Origin of the sequence: Streptosporangium sp. NPDC000095, from assembly GCF_042899335.1 — a bacterium.
Lineage (GTDB): Bacteria > Actinomycetota > Actinomycetes > Streptosporangiales > Streptosporangiaceae > Streptosporangium.
The window spans coordinates 275,012-300,139 of the sequence record NZ_JBIAZS010000004.1 but is presented as its reverse complement, the minus strand read 5'-3'; the positions used below and the strand labels follow the sequence as shown (position 1 = coordinate 300,139).

Annotated in this window: 21 protein-coding genes; 12 read left to right on the top strand and 9 right to left on the bottom strand. The window is 70.3% G+C overall.

The genetic code is table 11. The features are described 5' to 3' along the window. The first annotated feature begins 32 nt into the window (after positions 1-32). From ACFY3V_RS12160 to ACFY3V_RS12135, 6 genes are all read left to right on the top strand, one after another. Positions 33-794, top strand: coding sequence for a LytTR family DNA-binding domain-containing protein (locus ACFY3V_RS12160; RefSeq protein ID WP_362900823.1), 762 nt, complete (start codon positions 33-35; stop codon positions 792-794). Then, positions 791-1,288 carry a hypothetical protein gene (locus tag ACFY3V_RS12155; protein WP_350943943.1) on the top strand — a complete coding sequence of 166 codons (498 nt, stop codon included), beginning with the start codon at positions 791-793 and terminating at the stop codon, positions 1,286-1,288. Before ACFY3V_RS12160 ends, ACFY3V_RS12155 begins: the two co-directional genes overlap by 4 nt. Next, the gene (locus ACFY3V_RS12150; protein ID WP_389772603.1) at positions 1,285-2,784 is read left to right on the top strand and encodes a cation acetate symporter; all 1,500 of its coding nucleotides are present in this window, start codon (positions 1,285-1,287) and stop codon (positions 2,782-2,784) included. The genes ACFY3V_RS12155 and ACFY3V_RS12150 overlap by 4 nt, the downstream gene beginning before the upstream one ends. A 312-nt stretch (positions 2,785-3,096) precedes the next feature. Next, positions 3,097-4,281 (top strand): MFS transporter, encoded by a 1,185-nt coding sequence (locus ACFY3V_RS12145; RefSeq protein WP_362900827.1) that lies wholly within the window; start codon positions 3,097-3,099, stop codon positions 4,279-4,281. A gap of 173 nt (positions 4,282-4,454) precedes the next feature. Then, complete coding sequence (locus ACFY3V_RS12140) at positions 4,455-4,784, top strand: DUF485 domain-containing protein (protein WP_350943939.1); 330 nt, start codon at positions 4,455-4,457, stop codon at positions 4,782-4,784. After that, a complete protein-coding gene (locus ACFY3V_RS12135) occupies positions 4,781-6,391 on the top strand; it encodes a cation acetate symporter (protein ID WP_362900829.1) in 1,611 nt (536 codons plus the stop codon). Before ACFY3V_RS12140 ends, ACFY3V_RS12135 begins: the two co-directional genes overlap by 4 nt. Positions 6,392-6,582: 191 nt before the next feature. On the opposite strand, the gene ACFY3V_RS12130 is transcribed toward ACFY3V_RS12135, so the two are convergent. The 5 genes from ACFY3V_RS12130 to ACFY3V_RS12110 form a co-directional block, all read right to left on the bottom strand. Then, positions 6,583-7,509, bottom strand: coding sequence for an aldo/keto reductase (locus ACFY3V_RS12130; RefSeq protein ID WP_350943937.1), 927 nt, complete (start codon positions 7,507-7,509; stop codon positions 6,583-6,585). Between the two features lie 62 nt (positions 7,510-7,571). Continuing rightward, positions 7,572-9,095, bottom strand: a complete 1,524-nt coding sequence (locus tag ACFY3V_RS12125; protein WP_350943936.1) for a wax ester/triacylglycerol synthase family O-acyltransferase — start codon at positions 9,093-9,095, stop codon at positions 7,572-7,574. A 321-nt stretch (positions 9,096-9,416) separates the two neighbouring features. After that, positions 9,417-11,102, bottom strand: a complete 1,686-nt coding sequence (gene polX / locus ACFY3V_RS12120; RefSeq protein ID WP_389772596.1) for a DNA polymerase/3'-5' exonuclease PolX — start codon at positions 11,100-11,102, stop codon at positions 9,417-9,419. A 205-nt stretch (positions 11,103-11,307) separates the two neighbouring features. Beyond that, the gene (locus ACFY3V_RS12115) at positions 11,308-12,612 is read right to left on the bottom strand and encodes a glycoside hydrolase (RefSeq protein WP_362900834.1); all 1,305 of its coding nucleotides are present in this window, start codon (positions 12,610-12,612) and stop codon (positions 11,308-11,310) included. Positions 12,613-12,921: 309 nt separating this feature from the next. Next, positions 12,922-13,932, bottom strand: coding sequence for a LacI family DNA-binding transcriptional regulator (locus ACFY3V_RS12110; RefSeq protein ID WP_362900836.1), 1,011 nt, complete (start codon positions 13,930-13,932; stop codon positions 12,922-12,924). Between the two features lie 209 nt (positions 13,933-14,141). Between ACFY3V_RS12110 and ACFY3V_RS12105 the strand changes: the two genes are divergently transcribed. From ACFY3V_RS12105 to ACFY3V_RS12090, 4 genes are read left to right on the top strand one after another with little or no spacing between them, the layout of a single operon-like run. After that, entirely contained in the window at positions 14,142-15,407 is a 1,266-nt protein-coding gene (locus tag ACFY3V_RS12105) for an extracellular solute-binding protein (protein ID WP_362897156.1), read from the top strand. A gap of 8 nt (positions 15,408-15,415) precedes the next feature. Further along, positions 15,416-16,396: a sugar ABC transporter permease gene (locus ACFY3V_RS12100; protein WP_350943929.1), complete on the top strand. Its 981-nt coding sequence runs from the start codon at positions 15,416-15,418 to the stop codon at positions 16,394-16,396. Then, a complete protein-coding gene (locus ACFY3V_RS12095; protein ID WP_350943928.1) occupies positions 16,393-17,217 on the top strand; it encodes a carbohydrate ABC transporter permease in 825 nt (274 codons plus the stop codon). The genes ACFY3V_RS12100 and ACFY3V_RS12095 overlap by 4 nt, the downstream gene beginning before the upstream one ends. A gap of 32 nt (positions 17,218-17,249) precedes the next feature. After that, positions 17,250-18,641, top strand: a complete 1,392-nt coding sequence (locus tag ACFY3V_RS12090) for a cellulase family glycosylhydrolase (RefSeq protein ID WP_362897154.1) — start codon at positions 17,250-17,252, stop codon at positions 18,639-18,641. A 43-nt stretch (positions 18,642-18,684) separates the two neighbouring features. Here ACFY3V_RS12090 and ACFY3V_RS12085 read toward each other — a convergent pair whose 3' ends face one another. The 4 genes from ACFY3V_RS12085 to ACFY3V_RS12070 all read right to left on the bottom strand — a co-directional run bounded on the left by ACFY3V_RS12085 (position 18,685) and on the right by ACFY3V_RS12070 (position 22,810). Continuing rightward, a complete protein-coding gene (locus ACFY3V_RS12085) occupies positions 18,685-19,614 on the bottom strand; it encodes an alpha/beta hydrolase (RefSeq protein ID WP_389772590.1) in 930 nt (309 codons plus the stop codon). Between the two features lie 181 nt (positions 19,615-19,795). Then, positions 19,796-21,301, bottom strand: a complete 1,506-nt coding sequence (locus tag ACFY3V_RS12080; protein ID WP_389772587.1) for a tripartite tricarboxylate transporter permease — start codon at positions 21,299-21,301, stop codon at positions 19,796-19,798. Between the two features lie 20 nt (positions 21,302-21,321). Beyond that, complete coding sequence (locus ACFY3V_RS12075; RefSeq protein WP_389772584.1) at positions 21,322-21,783, bottom strand: tripartite tricarboxylate transporter TctB family protein; 462 nt, start codon at positions 21,781-21,783, stop codon at positions 21,322-21,324. 1 nt (position 21,784) lies between these two features. After that, the gene (locus ACFY3V_RS12070) at positions 21,785-22,810 is read right to left on the bottom strand and encodes a tripartite tricarboxylate transporter substrate-binding protein (protein WP_362897150.1); all 1,026 of its coding nucleotides are present in this window, start codon (positions 22,808-22,810) and stop codon (positions 21,785-21,787) included. Between the two features lie 174 nt (positions 22,811-22,984). On the opposite strand from ACFY3V_RS12070, the gene ACFY3V_RS12065 reads away from it, so the two are divergent. After that, a complete protein-coding gene (locus tag ACFY3V_RS12065; protein ID WP_386202924.1) occupies positions 22,985-23,668 on the top strand; it encodes a response regulator transcription factor in 684 nt (227 codons plus the stop codon). A gap of 6 nt (positions 23,669-23,674) precedes the next feature. Next, a partial coding sequence (locus ACFY3V_RS12060; RefSeq protein ID WP_362897148.1) for a HAMP domain-containing sensor histidine kinase occupies positions 23,675-25,128 on the top strand: 1,454 nt, incomplete at its 3' end.

The window sequence follows — 25,128 nt, the reverse complement described above, 5'->3', positions numbered from 1 at the left end:
AATTCCCTCGCGAACGACCCGGAGGAGTGAGCGTGACCGGCCTGCGTGTCCTTGCGGTGGACGACGAGCTTCCCGCGCTGGAGGACCTGGCCTACCTCCTTCGGGACGATCCCCGTATCGGAGAGGTCTCCCTGGCCAGGGACGGGGCCGCCGCGCTGCGCGTCCTGGACCGGGCGATCGCCGACGGGAGGCCGATCGACGCGGTCTTCCTCGACATCCGGATGCGCGGCCTGGACGGGGTGGTGCTCGGCCGTCTGCTGTCGCAGTTCGCCAACCCGCCCCGGGTGGTCTTCGTGACGGCCTACGAGGAGCACGCGGTCGACGCCTTCGAGATCAAGGCCGAGGACTACCTGCTCAAGCCGGTGCGGCCGGAGCGGCTGGCCGAGGCGATCCGCAGGGTGTTCGTCTCCGCGGAGCTGCCGGAGATCGAGGGCTCCGGCCGTGCCGACCCCGACACCATCCCGGTGGAGCTCGGCGGCGTCACCAGGTTCGTGGCCAGCACCGAGGTCCGCTACGTGGAGGCCCAGGGCGACTACGCCCGGCTGCACACCGCGGGTGGCAGCCATCTCGTGCGGATCTCGCTGGCGACGCTGGAGGAGCGCTGGTCCTCGGCGGGGTTCGTACGGGTGCACCGCAGTCACCTGGTCGCGGTCAAGCACATCGACGAGCTGCACATCGACTCGGGGCGTTGCGTGGTCCGCATCGGCGAGACCGAGATCCCGGTCAGCCGCCGCCACACCCGCGAGCTGCGCGACCTGCTGGTCCGCAGGGCGCGCAAGGGCAGGCAGGAGTGAGCGGCGACGCCGGGCCCGAGGAGGCCGAGCCGCGTCGGCGGAACGCCGACCGGTCGCGTGGGGAGGCCGAGCGTCCGCGTAAGGACGAGCGTCCGCGCAGGGACGGCGAGCGCTCCCGCAAGGAGGAGCGTCCGCGGCGCGAGGTGGTGACCAGCCCTCGCACGACGGCTCCCCGCCACCCCAGTTACCCGGTCACCCGCGAGATCGACGAGCAGACCCGTCTGGGCGAGGTCTACATGCGCTCGCTGATCCGTACCCAGTTCCGTCTGGCCCTGTTCGTCTGCACGGTGCTGGGGTGCGTGGTGGTGGGCCTGCCGGTGGTGTTCCTGCTGGTGCCGGAGCTGGGCGCGCTGCACGTGCTGGGGGTCCCGCTGCCCTGGGCGGTGCTGGGCGGCCTGATCTACCCGGCGTTCGTGATCGGGGCCTGGCTGTATGTCCGGCAGGCGGAGCGGAACGAGCGCCACTTCGCCGAGCTGGTGGACAGGGCCCGTTGAGTACCGCGTACGGGGTGACGGCCGTCGTGCTGGTGGTGCTGGCGGCCGTGCTGATCGGCGCGTTCGGGCTCAGGCTGTCGCGGACCACCTCCGACTTCTACGTCGCCTCCCGCACGGTCTCCCCGCTGTGGAACGCCTCCGCCATCGGCGGGGAGTATCTGTCGGCGGCGAGTTTCCTGGGCATCGCGGGGCTGATCCTCACCTTCGGCGCCGACATGCTGTGGCTGCCGGTCGGCTGGACGGGCGGCTATCTGGTGCTGCTCGTGCTGGTCTCCGCGCCGTTGCGCCGCTCGGGCGCGTACACGCTTCCCGACTTCGCCGAGGCGCGGCTGGAGTCGATGGCGGTGCGGAGGATGGCTGGGGTGCTGGTCGTGCTGATCGGCTGGCTGTATCTGATGCCGCAGTTCCAGAGCGCGGGCCTGGTCCTGCGGGCCATCACCGGAGCGCCCGAGTGGGCGGGGGGCCTGCTGGTGGCGGCCGTGGTCGCGGTGAACGTCATGTCGGGCGGCATGCGGTCGATCACGTTCGTGCAGGCGTTCCAGTACTGGCTGAAGCTCACCGCTCTCGCCGTGCCGCTGGTGTTCCTGCTGCTGGCGTGGCGTGACGGCGGCGCGCCGGGGCTGAGCGCGCAGGACGCGGCCTCGTGGGCGCTGCCGCTGTCGGCGGGCAGGGAGTACGGCCTCTACTCGACCTACTCGCTGATCCTGGCGACCTTCCTGGGCACCATGGGGCTTCCGCATGTGCTGGTCCGCTTCTACACCAACCCCGACGGCCGGGCGGCGCGGCGGACGACGCTGGTGGTCCTGTCGCTGCTCGGCGCCTTCTACATGCTGCCGGCGGTCTACGGCGCGCTGGGCCGGATCTACGTCCCGGAGTTGGAGGGCAGTGACACGGTGGTCCTGTCGTTGCCCGGGCGGCTGGTCGGCGGTGTGGCCGGGGACCTGCTGACGGCGCTGGTGACGGCCGGGGCGTTCGCGGCGTTCCTGTCGACCTCCTCGGGGCTCACGGTCTCGGTCGCCGGGGTGATCGGGCAGGACATCCTCAAGGGAGGGGTGCGGTCGTTCCGGGCGGCGGCGGTGCTGGCCGTGATCGTTCCGCTGGTTCTGGCGGTCTTCGCCCGCTCGCTGCCGGTCGCCGACGTCGTCGGCCTGGCGTTCGCGGTGGCGGCCTCCTCCTTCTGCCCGCTGCTGGTGCTGGGCATCTGGTGGCGGCGGCTGACTCCCGCGGGTGCGATGGCGGGGCTGCTCGCCGGTGGCGGTCTCGCCTGCGGTGCGGTCCTGCTGACGATCGGCGGGGGGCCGTACACCGGCCTGGTCGGTGCCCTGCTGGCGCAGCCCGCCGCGTGGACGGTGCCGATCGCCTTTCTCGTCATGGTGGTGGTCTCGCTGCTGACGCCCGGGCGTATCCCGCCGAACGTGGCCCGCACGATGGTGCGCCTGCACACCCCGGAGATCCTCAACCTGGACCGGGGGGACTGGCGGCCGCGGTCCTCTTGACGGCTCCGAGGAGCTGTGACGGAATGACGATTATGAACCGACATATCGGTCGTTCTAACTAGTTTTGGTATGTGCCGGCTCCGGTGACGAGGCGGTCGCCGAGGTCGGCGACGCCACTGCCGTGCTACCCGGGAACCGGGCCGGACGCCGGTCGGTCGCGGGGCTCTCCGTGAACGGGACGGCGCACCGCTTCACCGCGCGGCACCGGTTCACCGTGCTCTGCGGGAACGGGACGGCGCACCGCTTCACCGCGCCGCATCGGTTCACCGTGCTCTGCGGGAACGGGACGGTCCGCCGGTCAGCCGGTCAGCGGTGATACCGGAGGTCCTGCGCCGGCCCCGGTTCCGGCTCGTCTATTTCGGGATGGCCGTCAGCCTGCTGGGCGACGCCTCGCTGCTGCTGGTGCCCGCCATCCTGGCCAAAAGCCTCACCGGCTCCGACGCCGCCGCGGGTCTGACCCTGTTCTTCTTCACCGTCCCCCTGTGCTTCTCGCCCTGCTTCGGATACCTCATCGACCGGGTCGACCGCAGGAAACTCCTCGTCGTCACCTGCCTGCTGTCGGGAATCTCGCTCACCCCGCTGATCGCGGTCACCGGGCAGGGCACGGTCTGGCTGGTCTACCCGGTGTCCGCGGCGATGGGCTGCTCGTACGCGGTGATCTTCTCCGCGCTCGGCGGGCTGATCAAGGCCATCCTGCCCGAGCACCTGCTCGCCGAGGCGAACGGCGCCCTGCAGACCACCCGGCAGGGGTTGCGCCTGTTCGGGCCGCTGCTGGGGGTGGGTGTCTACACCGGCTTCGGGATCAGCGCGCTCGTGCTGTTCGACATGATCACTTTCCTCGTCGCCGCGGGGGTCTTCGCGATGCTCCCCGCGCCGAGACCTCTCACGCCCGTCTCGCCGGCACCTCCGGGGCGCTGGCGCGAGGAGTTCTGGGCCGGGGCCCGCCACCTGCGCGCCGACCCGCCGTTGCGTCGCGCGGCCCTGGCGCTCTGCCTGATGTTCGCACTGGCCGGGGCGACCGAGTCGCTGATCTTCGCGGTCATCGAGCACGGCCTGGCCAGGTCGCCGGAGTTCACCGCGTTCACCTCGACCGCGATGGGCCTGGGGGCGGTCGCCGGGGGACTGCGGAGCTCCACGGTGATCGCGCGCCGGGGCGAACTGTTCGCGATCGGCGCGGGTATCGGCCTGTACGGCATGGCGGTCATCTGCTGGACGGTGCCCTCGGAGGCGGTCGTGCTGGTGGCCATGATGGTCGCGGGCGCCGGGCTGACCCTGGAGGGGGTGGCCAGGACGACCCTGGTGCAGCGCCGCAGCCCGGGCCACCTCGTCGGCCGGGTCTCCACCGCCTTCGAGTCCCTCATCGGGTTCGCCCAGCTGTCGTCCCTGCTCGCCGGCGCCGTGCTGGTGTCGCTCGTCGACTATCGCGTTCTGCTCGCGGTGGTCGGCCTGACGGTCTGCGGCGCGGGGGCGTACGCCCTGCGGGCGAGACGGTGGTGAGGACGGCTTCCCCGGGGACCGTTCGTCGCGCGATACAGACCTTTCACCGCAAGCCCCACCCAACTGAACGCGACTCGGCGGCGCCTCGGCGAAGAGATCGCATGCGGGTCTCCTCCGAGGGTAGCGTCCAGCCCTACGTTGTCCGTGATCCAGATCACATTTTGGGAGGTCCCGTGACCGCCAGGCAACATGATTCATCGGTCTACGAAGAAATTCAGGCCAGCGACCAGTTCCAGGAGTTGAAGAGGCGTTTCCGGGCCTGGGCGTTCCCGATGACCGCGGCGTTCCTCGCGTGGTACCTGCTGTACGTCGTCCTGTCGGGCTGGGCGCGCGACTTCATGGGCGCGAAGGTCTTTGGCAACATCAACGTGGCGCTGATCTTCGGTCTGCTGCAGTTCGTGTCGACGTTCGGCATCGCCTGGGCCTACTCCCGTTTCGCCGAGAAGAAGCTCGATCCGCTGGCCGACGACATCCGCCACGGAGTCGAGGGGAAGACCGAATGAGCCACCAGACCCTCTCCACCATCCTGTTCCTGCTCTTCGTCGCGGGAACGCTGGGCATCACCTTCTGGGCGAGCCGCAACACCAAGGACGCCACCGACTACTACGCCGGTGGCCGCTCCTTCAGTGGCGTGCAGAACGGTCTCGCCATCGGCGGCGACTACATGTCGGCCGCGAGCTTCCTGGGTATCGCCGGAATCATCGCCCTGTCGGGCTACGACGGCTTCCTGTACTCGATCGGCTTCCTGGTCGCCTGGCTGGTGGCGCTGCTGCTCGTCGCCGAGCTGATGCGCAACTCCGGCAAGTTCACCATGGCCGACGTGCTGGCCTTCCGGATGAGCCCCCGCCCGGTCCGCACCGCGGCCGGTGTCTCCACCATCACGGTGTCGATCTTCTACCTGCTCGCCCAGATGGTCGGCGCCGGCGCGCTGGTCGGCCTGCTGCTCGGCGTCACCTCGCCGACGGGCAAGGCGCTCACGATCGTCGGCGTCGGCGTTCTGATGATCGTCTACGTGGTCGTCGGCGGGATGAAGGGCACCACCTGGGTGCAGATCGTCAAGGCCGTGCTGCTCATGGGCGGCGCGACCCTGGTCACCCTGCTGGTGCTCGGCCACTACGGCTTCAACCTCTCGGGCCTGCTCGGCGAGGCCGCCGCCCAGAGCGGCAAGGGCGCGGCCTTCCTGGAGCCGGGCCTGAAGTACGGCACCGAGGCGCAGGGCCTCGCCGGCAAGATCGACCTGATCAGCCTGGGCCTCGCGCTGGTCCTCGGCACCGCCGGCCTGCCGCACATCCTGATCCGCTTCTACACGGTCCCCACCGCGAAGGAGGCCCGTAAGTCGGTCCTGTGGGGCATCGGCATCATCGGCACCTTCTACCTGCTCACCCTCGTGCTCGGCTTCGGCGCGGCGGCCCTGGTCGGCGGCGAGGCGATCGTGGCGCAGGACAAGGCGGGCAACACGGCGGCCCCGATGCTCGCCGAGGCGGTCGGCCAGGCGATCTTCGGCGAGGTGGGAGGCACCATCCTGCTCGCCGTCATCGCGGCGGTCGCCTTCGCCACGATCCTCGCGGTCGTCGCCGGCCTGACGCTGGCGTCGAGCTCCTCCTTCGCCCACGACCTGTACGCGCACGTGTTCAAGCGCGGCAACGTCACCGACAAGGAGGAGGTCCTGGTCGCCAGGATCTCGGCCTTCGTCATCGGCGCGGTCTCCATCGGGCTCGGCATCCTCGCACAGGGGCAGAACGTGGCCTTCCTGGTCGCGCTCGCCTTCGCCGTGGCGGCCTCGGGCAACCTGCCCGCGATCCTCTACAGCCTGTTCTGGAAGCGCTTCAACACCGCGGGCGCGGTCTCGGCCATCTACGGCGGCCTGGCCTCCGCGCTGATCCTGGTGATCTTCTCGCCGGTCGTCTCCGGCAGCGCCACCGCGCTGTTCCCCGACGCGAACTTCGCCTGGTTCCCGCTGAGCAACCCGGGCATCGTCTCGATCCCGATCGGCTTCCTCGCCGGGTTCATCGGCGCCCGCCTCAGCAAGGAGTACAACTCGGACAAGTACGCGGAGATCGAGGTCCGTTCGCTCACCGGCATCGGTGCCGAGAAGGCCAGCTCGCACTAGGACACCCCGTACCGACCCCCCGTACGGCTCGTACGGAAGTACGGGGAACCCGGGGCCCGGCCGCTTCGCGGCCGGGCCCCTTCTCATGTGTCCCGGGCGGGCCACGGGACGCCCCGTGGCCCGCCGGACGCCCCTACCGGAAGCCTTGCACGCCTTCCGGCGGGACCGTCGTGCTCCTGCCGAGAGGCTCCTTAGCGGGAGGCCTCGTCCAGCAGGGTCAGCTCCTCCTGCGACAGCGTCATGTCGGCGACGGCGAGCAGCGGCCGCAGCTGCTCGATGTTACGAGCGCTGGCGATCGGCGCGGCCACCGTGGGCTGGGCGGCCAGCCAGGCGAGCGCGACGGTGGCCGGGACGGCGTCGTGGGCGGCGGCGATCTTGTCCAGGGCGTCGAGCACCCGCGGGCCGCGCTCGGTCTCCAGATACTTTGCCGCCCCGCCCGCGCGCGGGCTGTCCACCGTGACCCCCGGCCGGTACTTGCCGGTCAGGAAGCCGCGGGCCAGGCCGTAGTAGGGGGTGCTGGTCAGCCCTGCCTCGGCCACCACGTCGCGCAGCGCGCCCTCGTAGTCGCGCTCCAGCAGGTTGTAGTGCTGCTGCAGCACCCCGTATCGGGCCAGACCGGCCTCCTCGGAGATCGCGAGCGCCTGCGCGAGCCGCTCGGCGCTGTAGTTCGAGGCGCCGATGTTGCGCACCTTGCCCTCGGTGACCAGCTCGTCGAACGCGCCGAGGGTCTCCTCCAGAGGAGTGTCCGCGTCGTCGATGTGGGCCCAGTACAGGTCGATGTAGTCCGTACGCAGCCGCCGGAGCGAGTCCTCGGCCGCCGCGCGGATGTTGGCCGCCGACAGCCCCGGACGGCTGCTCTGGGGCCACCCCACCTTGGTCGCCACCACGATCCGGTCGCGGTTGCGGCGAGAGGCCATCCACTCGCCGATCACGGTTTCCGACTCCCCGCCGACGTGCCCGGGGACCCACACGGAGTAGGAGTCCGCGGTGTCGATGAGGTTTCCGCCCGCCTCGGCGTAGGCGTCCAGGACGGCGAAGGAGTCGTCCCGGTCGGCGGTCCAGCCGAAGACGTTGCCGCCGAGGCAGAGAGGAAACAGGTTCAGCTCAGAAAAGCTCATGGGCCAACTCTATTTCTTGACCGATCACGTGGGCGCGGGGCCTGGGCACTCGCGCGCCGCCCTCACGCGGGCACCATCTCCCTGACCGGCTCCCCGGCCGGCAGGGACCGCTCCGTCCGGTCGATCCGCCCGGCCGGCGCGGGCGGATCGATCTGCGCGATCAGTTCGTCCATCGCCTCCCGTAGGTGGCCCATGAGCCGCCACACGTCGGCCACCCGGTCAGGGCAGGACAGGATGCCGAAGTCGAGCGAGCCGTCGTAGGAGAAGCAGGTGATGTTGACCCCGCCGCTCACGTCGGTCAGCACCGACATGGGGTGGTAGGCGAGCACCCTGGCGCCGCACAGGTACAGCGGGAGCTGCGGGCCCGGCACGTTGGAGACGATCAGGTTGATCGGCGGCAGCACGATCGAGGCCAGCCGGAACACCGCGGAGGTCGCCAGCGCGGTGACGGCCGAGGGCAGCAGCGACGACAGCTCGCCCAGCCAGGCCGTGGGGGCGCCGGCGAAGCGCCGCTTGGCGGCGAGCATGGTGCCCGCCATGACGCGCAGGCGCTCGCGGGGGCAGGCCAGGTCGGTCGGGATCGGGGTGACCATGACGGAGATCTGGTTGCCGACCGCCTGCCGCGCGCTCGCGGTGCGGACCGCGACCGGGACCGCGGCGATCAGCGGCCGGTCGGGCAGCGCGTCGCGCTCGTGCAGCCACGCGCGCAGCGCGGAGGCGCACAGCGTCATGACCACGTCGTTGACGCTGGCTCCCGCGCTCCTGGCCACCCGCTTGACGTCCGCGAGCGGGATCGACCCGTAGGAGAAGCGCCGCTCGGGGCCGATCGGGCCGTTGAACGGGGTGCGCGGTGCGGTCAGCATGGGCGCCTCGGAAGGCTCCGACGTCCTCCCCGCGATCCTCCTGGTGGCGGCGGCCACCTGGCGGGCACCGGGCAGGGCCGAGGTGAGCGGCATCGTGTCGAGCTCGGTCGCCATCCGGCCCAGCGAGTACAGCGCCCTGGCGGGCTGGAGCACCGTCCTGGCCACGGCCCCGGCGAGCATGCCGGCCAGGCCGGGGGCGGTGGTCCGCGGGCCGGGCGCCGGCGGCTCGACGGCACGGGGCTCGGGTGTCAGGTCCAGCAGCGCCGCGAGCAGCTCGGCCCCCGACACCCCGTCGATGGCGCAGTGGTGGACCTTGGCGTACAGGGCGACCCGGCCGCCGGTCAGGCCGTGGATGAGGTGCATCTCCCACAGCGGGCGGGTCCGGTCGAGATGCCGCTCGTGGATCCTGGCCACCGTCTCGGCGAGCTGGGCCTCGTCACCGGGACCCGCGAGGGTCACCTCGTGGATGTGGCCGTCGACGTCGAAGTCGGGATCTTCCGTCCAGTACGGCCGGTCGAGGCCGAACGGCACGGTGGCCAGGCGCAGCCTCAGCGCCGGCGCCAGGTGCAGCCGCTCGCGGAGCAGCCCGATCAGGCACTCGCGGGTGAGGGCTCCAAGCCTGGAGCAGGCGGGGTCGAGGATGGCCAGTCCTGCGACGTGGGCCGCCGTGGTCGCCGATTCGGCATGAAGGAACTGCGCGTCGAGCGCGGTCAGCTGGCGCATCGGTCGGGCCTCCTGGCGGAAAATGGGAGAACACGCGTTGCCATCATCACCTCGGCACGTTTCCCTCTCGTTTCCTCCGTAGGACCTCCGGCGTCTTTCGGACGTCTCCTCGACGAGGCACGGAGACCCACCGATCGTCGCTCTGCGTAACCTTCCCATTTCACATGGTAGGCACGCCTTCCGGGCGGGGTGGTCTCAGTGATCTTTTTCGAAGGCGATACCCGCTCATGGGTGTTCGGTGTCACCCCTTGCCTTTATTTCCTACTATTGAAATAGGTAATATGTGAAGGGTGACACACCTCGCACACACCGGCCGTCATCTCAGCGACCGAGGAATGCGAGCAGCCGATCCAGGGGCCAGGTGTTGATCACGTCGTCGGTGGTGAGCCACCCGCGCTGGGCGACGCCGATGCCGAACCGCTGGTTGCCCAGGTGTGGAACCGCGTGGGCGTCACTGTCGACGGAGAACTTCACGCCGTGGTGGCGCGCCAGCCGCACCAGGTCGGCGGGGAGGTCGGAGCGGTCGGGGAAGGAGTCGATCTCCATCGCGGTGCCGGTGCGGGCCGCGGCGCGGAACACCTCGTCCCAGTCGGCGTCCACCGGTGGGCGGATGCCGATCCTGCGGGTGGTCGGGTGGCCGATGATGTTCACCCCCGGGTTCTCGCAGGCGGCGACGAAGCGCCGGGTCATCTCCGCACGCGACTGGTTGAAGTGCGAGTGGACACTGGCCACGCACACGTCGAAGCCCTCCAGCACCTCGGCCGGCCAGTCGACCGAGCCGTCGGGCGCGATGTTCAGCTCGCTGCCGTGCAGCAGCCGCGTCTTCGGATACTTCTTCTGCAGCTCGCGCAGCCGCTCGCGCTGCTGAAGGGCCTTTTCCAGCTTCATCCGGTGCATCGCCAGGTCGGGCGCGTGGTCGGTCACCGCGTAGTAGGAGTAACCGCGGGCCGCGGCGGCGGCGACCATGTCCTCCAGGGAGGCGATCCCGTCGGTCAGGTCGGTGTGGGTGTGCAGGTCGCCCCTGAGATCCTCGACGGTGACCAGCCTGGGCAGCTCGTGCCTGAGCGCGGCGGCGATCTCGCCGTTGTCCTCGCGCAGGGTCGGCGGGATCCACTCCATGCCGAGCGCCCCGAAGACCTCCTCCTCGGAGGCGGCCGCGATCACCCGGTCGCCGTCGAACAGGCCGTACTCCGACAGCTTCCAGCCCTTCTTCACGACGATCTCCCGCAGGTGCACGGTGTGCTCCTTGGAACCCGTGAAGTACATCATCGCGGCGCCCCACGACTCGGCGGGGATGAGGCGCAGGTCGACCTGGACGCCCTGGGCGGTGCGGATCGAGGTCTTCTTCTCGCCCGAGGCGACGACCTCCGCGACATAGGGCTGCGCCTTGAAGTCGTCCATCAGGGACTCGGGGCCGACCGCGAGGATGTCGACGTCGCCGACGGTGTCCTTCATCCGGCGCAGCGACCCGGCGTAGGCGATCCGCTCGGCGCCCGGCAGCGAGACGATGACCCGCTCGGCCAGGTCCATCGCCGTCCCGGTGTGCATCCTGGCACTGTGCTCGGCGAGGTGCTCGACGCCCTTGAGGAGGTTTTCCACGGTCTTGGCGCCGAAGCCCTTCACACCGTCGAGGCGCCCCTCCCCGATGGCCTTCACCAGCGCCTCGGGGGAGTCGATGCCCAGCTCCTGGAAGAGGAAGACGGCCTTCTTCGGCCCGAGCGAGGCCACCCGGGTCAGCCGCCTGACCCCCTGGGGGACCTTCTCCCGCAGGTCGTCGAGCTGCCGGAAGCCGCCTCGCTCCAGGTATTCCTCGACCTTCTTCGCGATCGCCTCGCCCACCCCCGGGACGCTCCGCACGGGCACGGCCCTGATGTCGTCGGGAAACCCCGCGATCGCCTTGGCGGCCTTCTGGTAACTGCGGACCCGGAACGCGTCGCCGCCGTTCATCGCGAACAGCTCGGCGTATTCCTCCAGGGCGGCGGCGACGTCATCGTTAGCTCGTGCCATGGGTCCAGCCTAGAAGATCGCACCGACATTTCCCGTCGGGGGCGCCGGGAGAACCGGGCGGCGCGCGCCGCCGCGCCGCCCGGCGCTTCGTGCCCCCTGGTGTCCCCGGTGTTTCCCGGGGGTGCCGTGATCCCTCAGTCCCGGCCGTGAGGCGATACGAGGCCGTCTCGTCCGTTACGGGGATCGGTGTTCTCGCACGGGCGCGTCACCGCACGACGACGGTCGTCAGGGAGCGCGGGGCGAGGGTGAGGCTCCTGGAAGGCCGCAGCCCTGCCAGCGGGGTGGCGGCGAGAGAGTGCTCACCGTCGGTCAGATAGGCGGTGGCGCGGCCGGGCCGGGTGGTGATCTCGGTGGTGACGGGGGCGGTGGAGGTGTTGAGGATCTCGACGACCTCTGAGCCCTCGGCGTCCCCGGCGTTGCGGAAGGCGGTGACCTTCAGCGCCGGGTCGGTCGCGGCGACGGAGAGCCGGACCGCGCCGGGGCGGACGAAGCGGCTGTAGGCGGCCAGTGCCCACAGGCGCTTGGAGACGCGGTAGGTCGCGGTGGCCTCGTCGATCTGGATCAGTCCCCGGGTGGTGCCGCGCGAGGCGCCGAACCAGAAGACGTAGCCGCTCACCCCGCCAAGGGTGAGGGAGTCGTGGATCTGCCGGGCGACCGCGAAGCCGTCGTAGCCGCTGCCGTCGTCCCACGCCTCGTTCCAGGTGGTCCCGTCGGGCGACCACTCCGACATCCACACGGGCCGGTCGGTGGGCAGCGGGCCGTCCACCGGGCTGACGTAGGGGTGCCCGGCGTGCGTGGCGACCCACCGCCGCGCGACGGGGTCGGCCTCGACGGCGGCGGTGTACTCGCGCTGCCGGGCCCAGCCGGCGGCGTCACAGCAGACCACCTTGAGCCCGGTGCGGGCCGCGACCGGGCCGAGCACCTTGACGAACTCGGCGGCCTCGGCGGGGGTGAACCGCATCGAGGCGTACGAGACGGTGAGGTCGGGCTCGTTGGTGAACCCGAGGTCGGTGATCCTGATGCCCTCCCTGGCGTAGAACTTCGTGTACTGGACCAGGTAGTTCGCGTACGCCTGCCGCCATTCGGGCAGCAGTTTCCCGCCGTCGCTGTCGGAGCCGTTGTCCTTCATGTAGCCGGGGGCGCTCCAGGCGTCGGCGTAGAAGCGGCTCACGCCGTAGCGCCTCGCCTCCTTGGCCAGCCAGACCTGGCCGCCGTCGTCGCCGTCCCAGACGTACCTCGGGGGCGCGGACGGCCCGCCGGGATCCTCGGGCTGGATGGAGGTCATCAGGTCGTACGGGCTGCCCGCCGGGGAGGAGCCGATGCCCAGACGCAGGATGCTGAGCCCCGCGCCCTTCTCGGGACTGAGCCACAGATCGAGGATCTCCCGCTGCTTGGCGACGGGCAGCGCGCGGACCAGCTCGTTGCGCCGGAACGCCTGTGAGAAGCCGAAGCCGTCGATCCGCTGCATAACGCCGTGGTGGTCCACCCGGACGTGAGAGACGTTTTCCATGGTGGATGGGCTGATTCCGAGGAGGGGGAGGGTGAGGATCGGTGCCAGCAGTGCCCTGTGGCGTCGAGACATGCGGAAACCCGCTTTCCGAAACTTTCCCAAGATTACCGAGATATTTCGTGGCAAGTAACGTAAATGTTTCGAGGGCGGCCGTCAACAGCCGGTCAGGGCACGGTGGGGGAGGAGGGCGGCGAGGTCCGGCAGGGCCCGCGGCCGGAACGCGGCGCCGTGGGGGTGGTGGCGGGGGTGAGGGCGCACCGGGCCGGGCGCGGGCGGGGGAGGCCGATCGCGGCGGAGGGCGGGGCGAGGTCAGCCGGCCGGCGGGGCGGTGCTCTCGCGGACGAGAAGGTCGGTGGCCAGCTCCACCCGCCGGGGCTCGTGCCCGCCTCGGTCGAGCGCGAGCACCATCCGGGTGGCGAGCTCCGCCATCTCCTGGAGCGGCTGGCGCACGGTGGTCAGCGGCGGCCACGCGGAACGTGCCAACGGCAGGTCGTCGAAGCCCACCACGGACAGGTCGTCGGGGACCCGCAGGCCACGCTGCCTGGCCGCCTCGAAGACGCCGAACGCCTGCATGTCGCTGCCGGCGAAGATCGCGGTGGGCGGCTCGTCCAGGGCCAGCAGGTCGTGGCCGTGGTCGCGGCCGGAACCGACCAGGAAGTCGCCGTACCTGATCAGCCGCGTGTCCACCGCGATCCCCGCGGTCTCCAGCGCCGCCCGGTAGCCGTCGACGCGGGCCCTGCTGCACAGCATGGTGGCCGGACCGCCGATCATCCCGATCCTGCGGTGGCCCAGTTCCAGGAGGTGGCGGGTCGCGGCCAGGCCGCCGTTCCAGTTGGTGGCGCCGACCGAGGCGACCCCGGGCGGCGGCTCGCCCTCCGGATCCACCACCACGAACGGGATGGACCTGGCGGCCAGCTGGCCGTGCTGGTCGACGCTGATGCGGGAGCCGACCAGGATGGCCCCGTCGGTGCGCCGGGCGGCGATCCGCTCCACCCAGTCCCTGCCCGGTCCGGCGTGGCTGTGCAGGACCGAGACGACCACCCCGGCGTCGACCTCGCGGGCCGCGGTCTCCACACCGCGCACCAGCTCCATCGCCCACGGGCTCTCGATCTCGGTGAAGACCAGGTCGACCAGGCCGACCGGGACGTCCCCCTGACCGGTCCTGCGCTGGTAGCCGTGCTTGTGCAGCAGGCGCTCGATCCGCTGCCTGGTCTCGGTCGCGACCTCGGGCCGTCCGTTGATCACTTTCGAGACCGTGGGCGCGGAGACCCCGGCCTCCTCGGCGATGAGGGCGATCGTCACGCGCGGCTTGGTTGGCATGTGGCGAATACTAACTGAAACCTTTCGGAGACCCTCCGGTGGAGGTGGTCGTTGCTGTTCGGGATCACTACCGCCGGGCTATTGACGTGTAACCGCGAATTTACCTATTCTCCGGATCACGAAATATTCGGGGAAAATATGAAATCTTTCACCTTACCTCCCGAAAGGGGATCTCCATGTTGAGTCGGCGAGGCATGGTGGCTCTTGCGGTGTCCGCACTGCTTCTCGGAGCCTGCAGTACGACCGGAGACGGCAACGGAGCCCAATCTGGCGCGAGCGCCGGCTCGGACAAGGTCACCTTCGAGTTCTGGAACTTCGCGACGGCGGAACCCCTCAAGGGTTTCTGGGCCGATCGCATCAAGGAGTACCAGGCGGCCCACCCGAACGTCACGATCAAGAACGTCGCGATCGAGAACGACTCCTACAAGCCCAAGCTCGCCACGCTCACCCAGTCGGGCAAGGCGCCCGACCTCTACTCCACCTGGGGCGGCGGCGTCCTGAAGCAGCACATCGAGGCGGGCCTGGTGAAGGACCTGTCCGCGGAGGCCGGCGACGTCATCGGCGGCTTCACCCCGGCGTCACTGTCCGCCTACCAGTTCGACGGCAAGACCTACGGGCTGCCCGTCGACATCGGCATGGTCGGCTTCTGGTACAACAAGGCGCTGTTCAAGAAGGCCGGCATCACCACCCCGCCCGCCACCTGGACCGAGTTCCTGGACGCGGTCAAGAAGCTGAAGGACTCCGGCACCGCCCCGATCGCGCTCGCGGGCAAGGCCAAGTGGCCGGGCCACTACTACTGGGCCTACCTGGCCATGCGGATAGCCGGACTGGACGCGCTCAAGCAGGCCGGCACCACCAACGACTTCACCGGCCCCGACTTCGTCACCGCCGGGCAGCGGCTCAAGGAACTCGTCGACCTCCAGCCGTTCCAGAAGGGCTTCCTGGGTGCCGACTACTCCACCCCCGACGGCCAGGCCGCCAGCGTGAGCAACGGTAAGGCCGCGATGGAGCTGATGGGCCAGTGGGCCCCGTCCGTGCAGAACGACTCGGGCAAGGGCCTCGGCGACGACCTCGGCTTCTTCACCTTCCCCGCGGTGGAGGGCGGCAAGGGATCGGCGGGCGACGCCTTCGGCGGCGGCGGCGGTATGGCCGTGGGCGTGAACGCCCCGCCCGCCGCGCTGGACTTCCTGAAGTTCTCGCTCACGGCGGAGAACCACAGCAAGGCCGTGAAGGCCGGCGGAGTCCTGCCCGTGCTCAAGGAGGGCGAGGAGGCGGCCGTCACCGACCCCCACATCAAGACGGTCTCCGAGACGCTGGCGGCGGCGAGCGGCTTCCAGCTCTACCTCGACCAGGAGTACCCGCCGGCCGTCGGCCAGGAGGTCAACGACGCCGTGGCAGAGCTGATCGGAGGCACCAAGACGCCTGAGGAGGTCGTCAAGGTCATCACCGAGACGGCCAAGGCGGAGTCGGAGTAACCGCCCGGATGAAGACGATGACAGGGCCGGACGCACGTCCGGCCCCTCACGCGGAAAAACCCGCCGCCCGGCGGGGGGCCGACGGCCCCCGCCGGGGGCGCGGCTGGCTCACCGCGATCCTGTTCGTGCTCCCCGCCCTCGTCCTGTTCGTCCTGCTGGTGCTGACGCCGATCCTGGTGGCCGGCTACACCAGCCTCTACAAGTGGAACGGCATCGGCCCGCCGAGCAACTTCATCGGCCTGGACAACTTCACCCGGCTGTTCCAGAGCGACATCTTCATCGGCGACCTGCGCAACGGCGCCTTCCTGATCGTGCTGGGCCTGGGAGTGCAGCTACCGCTCTCGCTGGGCCTGGCGGTGATGCTGAACCAGAGGATTCGCGGGCGCGCCTTCTACCGGCTGCTGTTCTTCGCGCCGTACATGCTCTCCGAGGCGATCACCGGCGTGCTGTTCTCGCTGATCCTGTCGCCTGAGGCGGGCCTGGCCAACCAGCTGCTCACCTCCTGGGGGCTGGAGCCGTGGTCCTGGCTGTCCGAACCGGACACCGTGATGTTCTCGCTCTTCCTGGTGATCACCTGGAAGTACTTCGGATTCCACATGATCATCTATCTGGCCGGGCTGCAGGGCATCCCCAAGGAGCTGGGCGAGGCGGCCAGGATCGACGGCGCGGGCGGCTGGCAGGTGTTCCGCCACGTCACCCTGCCGCTGCTCGGCCCCACCGTCCGGGTCAGCGTGTTCCTGTCCGTCATCGGCACGATCCAGCTCTTCGACCTGGTCTGGATCCTCACCGAAGGCGGCCCCTCGCACGCCTCGGAGACCATGGCCGTCACCATGTTCGAGTACGGCTTCAAACGCACCCAGATCGGCTACTCCAGCGCGATCAGCGTCGTCATGTTCCTGATCAGCCTCGTCTTCGCCCTCGGCTACCAGCGGTTCGTCCTGCGCCGAGACCTGGAAGGGGCGAGCACCACCATGGGAGACCGCCGATGATCGCCCGGCTCAGGACGTACCCGACGCACGTGATCATCTGGGTCGCGGCCGTCTTCGTCGTCGTCCCCTTCCTGTACGGTCTGCTCGGCGGCTTCAAGTCCTCCAGCCAGCTCTCCGGCAACCCACTGGGCCTGCCCTCCCCGTGGGTCACCGAGAACTACACCGACGTGATCGGTTCCGGCGTGTTCTGGCGCCAGCTCCTCAACAGCCTGTTCATCGCGGTCACGACCACCGTGCTGGTGGTCGGCCTGTCGGCGATGGCCGCCTTCGCCTTCGCCAGGTTCGCCTTCCGAGGCAGGGAGTTCCTGTTCACGCTGTTCGCCATCGGGCTGATGTTCCCCTTCGCGGTGGCGATCCTGCCGCTGTTCGTCCTGCTGCGCACGTTCGGCCTGCTGGACAACCCTCTCGGGGTGATCCTGCCGCAGGCCGCGTTCGGACTTCCGCTGACCGTCATCATCCTGCGGACGTTCTTCCGATCCATCCCCAAGGAGGTCGAGGAGGCCGCCATCATCGACGGCTGCAGTCCTTTCGGCTTCTTCTGGAGAGTGCTGCTGCCGATAGCCAGGCCCGCCCTCGCCACCGTCTCGGTGCTGGCGATCGTGGCTAGCTGGAACAACTTCTTCCTGCCGCTGGTGGTCCTCAACGATCCGAACCTGTGGACCCTCCCGCTCGGTGTCCAGGAGTTCCGAGGACAATACATGTCCGACATCGCGAGGATCCTCGCCTACGTCATGGTCTCCATGGTTCCGGCGCTCGCCTTCTACGCCGTCGCCGAGCGTCAGTTGATCAGCGGCCTCACCGCGGGCGCCACCAAGGGCTGACCCGAATCCCATCGTGTAGAGAGTGAGACACCATGACCCTGAGTGTCGCCGGATCCCGTCTCGTCGATTCGGCCGGCACCCCGGTACGGCTGCGTGGAGTGGGCCTCGGGGGCTGGTTGAACATGGAGAACTTCATCACCGGCTACCCGGCCAACGAGTCCGCGATGCGCGAGGCCGTGCGGGAGGTGCTGGGGGAGGAGCGGGCCGAGTTGTTCTTCGACCGCCTGCTCACCTCGTTCTTCGGCGTGGACGACGCCGCGCTGCTGGCCGGCCTCGGCGTCAACTGCGTCCGTATCCCGATCAACTACCGTCACCTGGAGTCCGACGACCGCCCCTTCGAGATCGTCGAGCACGGCTTCCGCCATCTGGACAGGGTGATCGGCCTGCTCGCCGAGCACGGCATCCGCAGCGTCATCGACCTGCACGCCCTGCCCGGGGCGCAGAACCAGCACTGGCACTCCGACAACCCCACCCACATCGCCGCGTTCTGGCAGCACCGGCACTTCCAGGACCGTGCCGTCCACCTGTGGGAGGTCGTGGCCGACCGCTACCGGGACAACCCCTGGGTGGCCGGATACAACCCGATCAACGAGCCGGGCGACTCCAGCGGGCGGGTCGTCGGACCCTTCTACGACCGCCTGGTCAAGGCCGTCCGCGCCGTCGACCCCAAGCACGTGCTGTTCCTGGACGGCAACACCTACTCCACCGACTTCTCGATCTTCCGCGAGGTGTACGAGAACACGGTCTTCGTCTGCCACGACTACGCCCTGGCCGGTTTCGCGCACGGAGGCCCCTACCCGGGCCACACCCGTGGCGAGTGGGTGGACCGGGACCAGCTGGAGCGCTCTTTCGAGCGGCGGACGATCTTCCAGCGGGAGACCGGCACGCCCATCTGGGTGGGCGAGTTCGGCCCCGTCTACACCGGCACCCCGGAGATCGACCGGCAGCGCTACCAGATCCTGCGCGACCAGCTGGAGATCTTCGATTCCTACGAGGCCGGCTGGTCGCTGTGGACCTACAAGGACGTCGGGCTGCAGGGCCTGGTCAGCGCGGGTGAGCCGTACATGAGCCGCTTCGGTGCCTTCATCGCGAAGAAGGGACGGCTGGGCGCCGACCGGTGGGGCTCGACGATGGAGGAGTCGGCGAGCGAGCTCGCCCCCCTGCATCGGCTGATGGAGACCGAGTTCCCCACCTGGAATCCCTACCCGTGGGGCGCCCGCTACCAGATCGACGACCTGATCCGGCACATCCTCATCGCCCAGGCGCTGCTGCCCGAGTACGCCGACCTGCTGCGCGGCTGCTCCGACGAGGAACTCACCGCCCTGGCCGACTCCTTCGCGCTGGAGCGGTGCGTCCGGCGGCAGCCGCTGCTGGACCTGCTCGCCGAGAACCTGCGCGGTGAAGCCCCTGGCGACGACGCCTGACTACCCCGCGGGGGTGCGATACCCCCGCGTGGTGGGGGGTCGGTCAGGCGGGTGTCCGGCCGGTGCCGTTGAGCGCGTCGTTCAGTGCCGCCACCTGGTGTCGCATGAAGGCGCGTGAGACGGCGGCCTTGCTCTGGATCACGTCGAAGCTGTGGTAGGCGCCGGGCACCACGTGCAGCGTGCAGGGGACGCCGGCCTGCCGCAGCCGTTTGGCGTAGGCGACGTTCTCGTCGTGGAACAGATCGTTGGTGCCGACGCCGATCCAGGCGGGCGGAAGTCCCGCGAGGTCCTCGTAGCGGGCCGGCGCGGCCAGCGGAGGCACGTCGCCGGTGGCCGCGGGGCCGAGGTAGGCGTGCCAGCCGAAGCGGTTGTTCTCCTGGCTCCAGATGCGGAGCCCGCGCCGGTCGACGTCGGTCCGTGCCGTGGTCCGGTCGTCGATCATCGGGTAGGACAGCATCTGCAACACCGGCTTCACCTCGGCGCGCTCCCTGGCGAGCAGCGCCAGCGCGGCGGCGAGCCCGCCGCCGGCGCTCTCGCCGGCGATCGCGATGCGCGCCGGGTCGACGTCGGGTTGTCCGGCCAGCCAGCGCAGCGCCGTGTGGCAGTCGTGCAGCGGTGTCGGGAACGGGTGCTCCGGCGCCCGCCGGTATTCCACCGACGCCGCGACGACCTCCAGCCGCTCGGCGACGTGGCGGCACATGGAGTCTCCCATCGCGGCGGTGCCCGAGACGTATCCGCCGCCGTGGATCCACAGCAGAGCCGGTGCGGGGTTCCTGGCCGACGCCGGCCGGAAGACGCGCACGGAGACGTCGGCGTCGACGCGCACGATCGTCCCCTTCGAGGGGGGCCTGCTCCCGCTGAGTCCTTCCAGCCTGCGGACCAGGCCGAGGGTACGCGGACTGACCACCGAGCGCGGCAGGAACCGCGCCATGCGCAGGTCGGGATTGAAGAGGGGCCCTGACATCGCTGACATCGCTGTCGCCTCCTTCTCTGGCGGGTCGTACCTGGACGGCGCCCGCCGACCGAGTTCGGCCACCCGGTGCCGGGAATGCCGCCCACGATAAAGTGGAATGTCTGGCGAATTAGGTAGATATCTGCCTGTCTGCCGGGCGGATGGAGACGAGCGCCTTACCCCGGCCGCCGGGGGAGGGCTCCTACTCCTCCTCGGTGAACACGATCTCGCGGCGCCTGCGGATCGCCGGCAGGACGGTGACGACGAGCGCCGCCGCGGCCAGGGCGAGGAGCGTCGCGGAGATCGGCCGGGTGAGGAAGACCGACGCGTCGCCGCGGGAGATGATGAGCGCCCGCCGCAGGTTCTCCTCGAGCAGTGGGCCGAGGACGAAGCCGAGCAGCAGTGGCGCGGGCTCGCAGCCACACTTGATCAGAAGGTAGCCCAGGATCCCGAAGAACACGATCGCGTAGACGTCGTAGGCGTTGAACGCCAGGGAGTACGTGCCGATCGCGGCGAACAGGATGATCATCGGGAAGAGCACCTGGTACGGGATGCGCAGCATGCGCACCCAGAGGCCGATCAGCGGCAGGTTCAGCAGCACGAGCAGCACGTTGCCGATCCACATCGACGCGATCAGGCCCCAGAACAGCGCCGGCTCGTCGGTGATGACGTTCGGGCCGGGGGTGATGCCGTGGACGATGAACGCGCCGACCATCAGCGCCATCACCGGGTGGGCGGGCAGGCCCAGGGTGAGCAGCGGGATGAACGACGTCTGCGCCGCGGCGTTGTTCGCCGACTCGGGGCCGGCGACGCCCTCGATCGCGCCGTGCCCGAACTCCTGCCCCCGCCTTGAGATCCGCTTCTCGACGGCGTACGAGGTGAACGAGGCCAACACGTGGCCACCGCCGGGCAGGACGCCGAGCGCGGAGCCGAGAGCGGTGCCGCGCAGGATCGGGCCGACGATCCGGCGCCGGTCCTCGCGGGTCGGCCAGAGGTTCCTCACCCTGTCGGCGATCGCCGCGGTAGTCCGTTCGTTCTCCAGGTTGCGCAGGATCTCGGCGACCCCGAACACCCCGACGGCGACCGACACGAAGTCGATGCCGCCGTACAGCTCGCGCCGGTCGAACACGAACCGGGGCGTGCCGGTGTAGATGTCCTGGCCGACCGTGCCGAACAGGACACCGAGCCCGATCATCGCCAGTGCCTTGAGCGCCGCGCCGCGCGCCAGCGCGATCGACACGATCAGGCCGAGCAGCACCAGCGAGAAGTACTCCGCGGGGCCGAACGTCAACGCGACGCGGGCGAGCGGCGGGGCCGCGACAGCGAGTACGACGGTGGCGACCGTGCCCGCGAAGAAGGATCCGATCGCGGCGGTGGCCAGCGCCGCGCCGGCCCGGCCCTGCCGGGCCATCTCGTGCCCGTCCAGCGCGGTGACCGCCGCCGACGACTCGCCGGGCAGGTTGATCAGGATGGCGGTCGTCGAGCCGCCGTACTGCGCGCCGTAGTAGATGCCCGCCAGCATGATCAACGCCGTCACCGGCTCGAAGCCGAACGTGATCGGCAGCAGCATCGCCACCGTCGCCGTCGGCCCGATGCCGGGCAGCACGCCGACCGCCGTCCCGAGCAGCACCCCGACGAAGCAGTAGAGGACGTTCTGCAGGAGCAGGGCGGTGGAGAGGCCCAGCGCGAGGTTGTCGAGAAGTTCCATGCCTCAATCCGGATGCCGCGTCAGAACCCCAGCCACGGGCCCCACAGCGGGATCCGCAGCTGAAGTCCGACGACGAAGATGAGTGTGGCGGCCGCGGTGAGCCCGGCGGCCACGGCGACGGCGGTGAGCGGCCGTACGCGTGAGTCGGCCAGCGCGGTGAGCAGGGCGGTCGCCGCCGACGCCGGTACGAATCCAAGGCCCCGGGCGGTGAGGCCGAAGAACACGAGCGCGAGCGTGATGACGGCGGCCGCACGCCAGGGGACCGGCCCGAACGAGATCATCTCGCCGGCGACGAGTCCTTTGACGACGATCGCCAGGCCCAGGACCGTCACGATCGCGCCGGCCAGCAGCGGGAAGGCGCCGGGACCCATCCGCAGCGGGGTGCCCAACTCGTGGCCGAGCGATCCCGCCACGAACGCGCCACCGATCAGCACGAAGACTCCTCCGGCGAGGATGTCGGGGAGGGATCTGCGGCGCTCCACCTCAGGAGGCCTTGACGCCGGCGTCGGCGATGACCTTGGCCCAGGTGCCGAGTTGCTCTTCGAGCTTGGCCCGTAGCGCCTGCGGGGTCGCGTCCTCGGCCGGGACCGGTACGGTGCCGAGCTTGGCCATCTGCTCGACGACCCCCTGGTCGGCCAGTGCCGTCTTCAGCGCCTCGGACAGTTTCTGAACGGCGTCCTGCGGGGTGCCGGCCGGGACGTAGAGGCCGTGCCACACGCTGACCTGGAGTGCGGGCAGCCCGGCCTCGGCCGTGGTGGGCAGCTCTGGCAGGCTCTTCACCCGCTCCGGCGTGGTGACCGCGTACGCCTTCACCTCACCGGCGGAGATCTGGCCGCTGGTGTTGGTCGTCTGGTCGCACATGAAGTCGACCTGGCCGCCGACGAGGTCGGTCAGCGCGGGGCCGGTGCCCTGGTAGGGAACCTCCTGGAGCTTGACGCCCGCGGCGGTCTGGAAGAGCAGGCCGCACAGGTGGGAGGCAGCGCCGATGCCCGCGTTGGCCAGCGTGACCTCGCCGGCGTTCGCCTTCACATGGGTGACGAGGTCCTGGAGCGTCGCGGGCGCGAAGTCCTTGCGGGCGACGACCGTCATCGGCACCTCGGTGACGAGCCCGACCATCTCGAAGTCCTCGAGCGGCCGGTAGCCCAGGTTCTGGTAGAGGGCGGGCGCCGTCGACATGCCGATGTGGTGCATGAGCACCGTGTAGCCGTCGGGGGCGGCCCGCGCGACCTCGCCGGCGCCGACCGTGCCGCCCGCGCCCTCGACGTTCTGGACGACGATCTTGGCGCCGAGCTTGGCGGCCATCGGTTCGGCGATCATGCGGGTGACGGTGTCGGTCGGGCCGCCCGCGCTGAACGGTACGACGAACGTGATGTTCTGGTCCGGGTAGCCACCGGCGGCGGTGCCTCCGCCGGTGGCGCCCCCGTTACCCGAGCAGGCGGCGACAAGTGAGACGACGCCGATCGTGGCGATCAGCCGTGCGATGGCCCGATGTCTGCCGGTCGTTCTCATGTCGAGGCCTCCTCGTTGGCGCACGCGCATCTGCCGGTATGCGCGCGGCCTCAGTCTCGACCGACGAGGGCGCGAATAGTGTCAGAGAAATCCAAAGAATGCGATGGATGTCAGAGAAATCCAAAAAAGTGAAGGGATGACCAAAAGCCGATCCTCACCGTAAAATCCGCCGGTATGCGGATCACCATCATCGAGGATGACGACCGCGTGGCGCGGGGTCTGGTCACCGTCCTGGCCCAGGCGGGCTTCGAGGTCCACCGCATCGCCACCGCCGCGGAGGCCGTACGCGCGGCCCCTTCCGATGTGGTTCTCGTCGACCTGGGCCTGCCCGACGGCGACGGGCTCGACGTGATCCGCAGGCTGCGCGACCGCCCGGAGACCGCGGTCATCGCCGTGACGGCACGATCGGAGGAGCACGAACGGGTCCGCGGCCTGCGCGCCGGCGCCGACGACTACATCGTGAAGCCGTTCGGCATACCGGAGCTGCTGGCCAGGATCGACGCCGTCCTGCGGCGCACCCGGGTGGCCCGTGCGCTGAGCCACCCCGACGAGCCGCTCGTCCTCGGCCCGATGCGGATCGCCGTCGGCACCCGCGAGGTCACCGTCGGCGGCACGCCCGTGACGCTGACCCGCAAGGAGTTCGAGCTGCTCCTGCTGCTGGCCCGGCGGGCTCCGAACGTGGTCAGCCGCGACGTCATCCTCGACCAGATCTGGGGTGCGACCTGGGAGTCCTCCAGCCGCACCCTGGACACCCACATCGCGGCGCTGCGGCACAAGATCGGGCCGGCCGTGCTCATCCGCACGATCCACGGGGTCGGCTATCGGCTCCTGGCCGACCAGCCGGAGCTGATCGGCTGACGCGCCGTGCACCGTCGCCTGCTCGTCGTCCTCGTCCCCCTCGCGGTGCTGCTCGTCGCGGCGCTCGGGGTGCCGCTCGGCGTCACCGTGGCCGAGCGGGAGATGCAGGAGACCTACGTCGATCGGCTCAACGACGTCGGCCGGTTCGCCTCGCTCGCCGACACCGCGCTGACGACCGGGCGGACCGAGGCGCTCCAACAGGAGCTGGCGCGCTACCACGAGCTGTACGGCATCCCGGCCGCGGTGATCGACACCTCGGGTACGGTGCTGCTCGGACCGGCCGCCGCGTACCGGCGGGCGGCGCGGGCCGAGCGGGCGCTGCCCAGGATCGTGACCGCGGCGCTGGCCGGGGCGAGGTCCGAGCCCTCCGGGGAGTGGGCGCCGTGGGACGGCTCCGCGCTCGTGGTCGCGGAGCCGGTGGGCAGGGACAGCGAGGTCGTCGGAGCCGTCGTGACGATCTCCGGCCTGTCGAAGACGCGCCATCGCATCCTCGTGCGATGGGCCTGGCTCGCGGGGCTCGGGCTGCTTCCGCTGGTCGCGCTGGTGGCCGTCGCCTGGCCGGTGTCGGCGTGGGTGCTGCGCCCGGTGCGGGAACTGGACGCGGCGAGTTCGCGGATCTCACGGGGCGACCTCACCATCCGGGCGGACGCCGAGGCCGGTCCGGTCGAGCTGCGGCGGCTGGCGGAGTCGTTCAACACCATGATGGACGCGGTCGAGAACGCCGTGCAGCGGCAGCGGGCGTTCGTGTCCGACGCCTCACACCAGTTGCGCAATCCGCTCACCAGCCTCCGGCTCGCCGTGGAGAGCCTGGAGCCGCACCTGCGCGAGGCCGGCGGCGGGCGGCAGGTCTACGACGTCGCCGTCGACGAGCTGAAGGCGATGCAGCGGATGCTGAACTCGCTGCAGGCCAGCGCGCGGATGGAGAGCATACGCACCGCGTCGCCGGTGGATCTCGACGCGGTGCTGGCGACCCGGGTGGACCGGTGGCAGGCGCTGACGGCGACGGCGGGGCAGAGGCTGGCGGTCGACGTGCCGTCGGGGCTACGGCTGCTGGAGCCGACGGGCGGGCTGGGCAGCATCCTGGACGAGCTGATCAGCAACGCGTTGCGGTTGTCGGGCGCGCGGGTGGTGGAGGTGCGGGCCGGATTCGTCCCCGGAGGTACGGGCGCCGGAGACGTGGTCACGATCACCGTCCGTGACGACGGCGAGGGGATCGACGCCTCCGAACGGGTCCAGGCGCTGGGCAGGTTCTGGCGGTCACCGCGGCACCAGAACGTGCCGGGGACCGGCCTGGGGCTGGCGATCTGCGCCGACCTGGTCGGGGCGGCCGGGGGCGAGCTGCGGCTGGAGGACGGGTTGCCGCGTCCGGACGGGTCCGGGTACGGATTCGCCGCGGTGGTCGCGCTGCCGGCCGTCTCGGGGCAGGAGCCGCCGCCTGAGGACCAGGCTCCTTCGCGCGT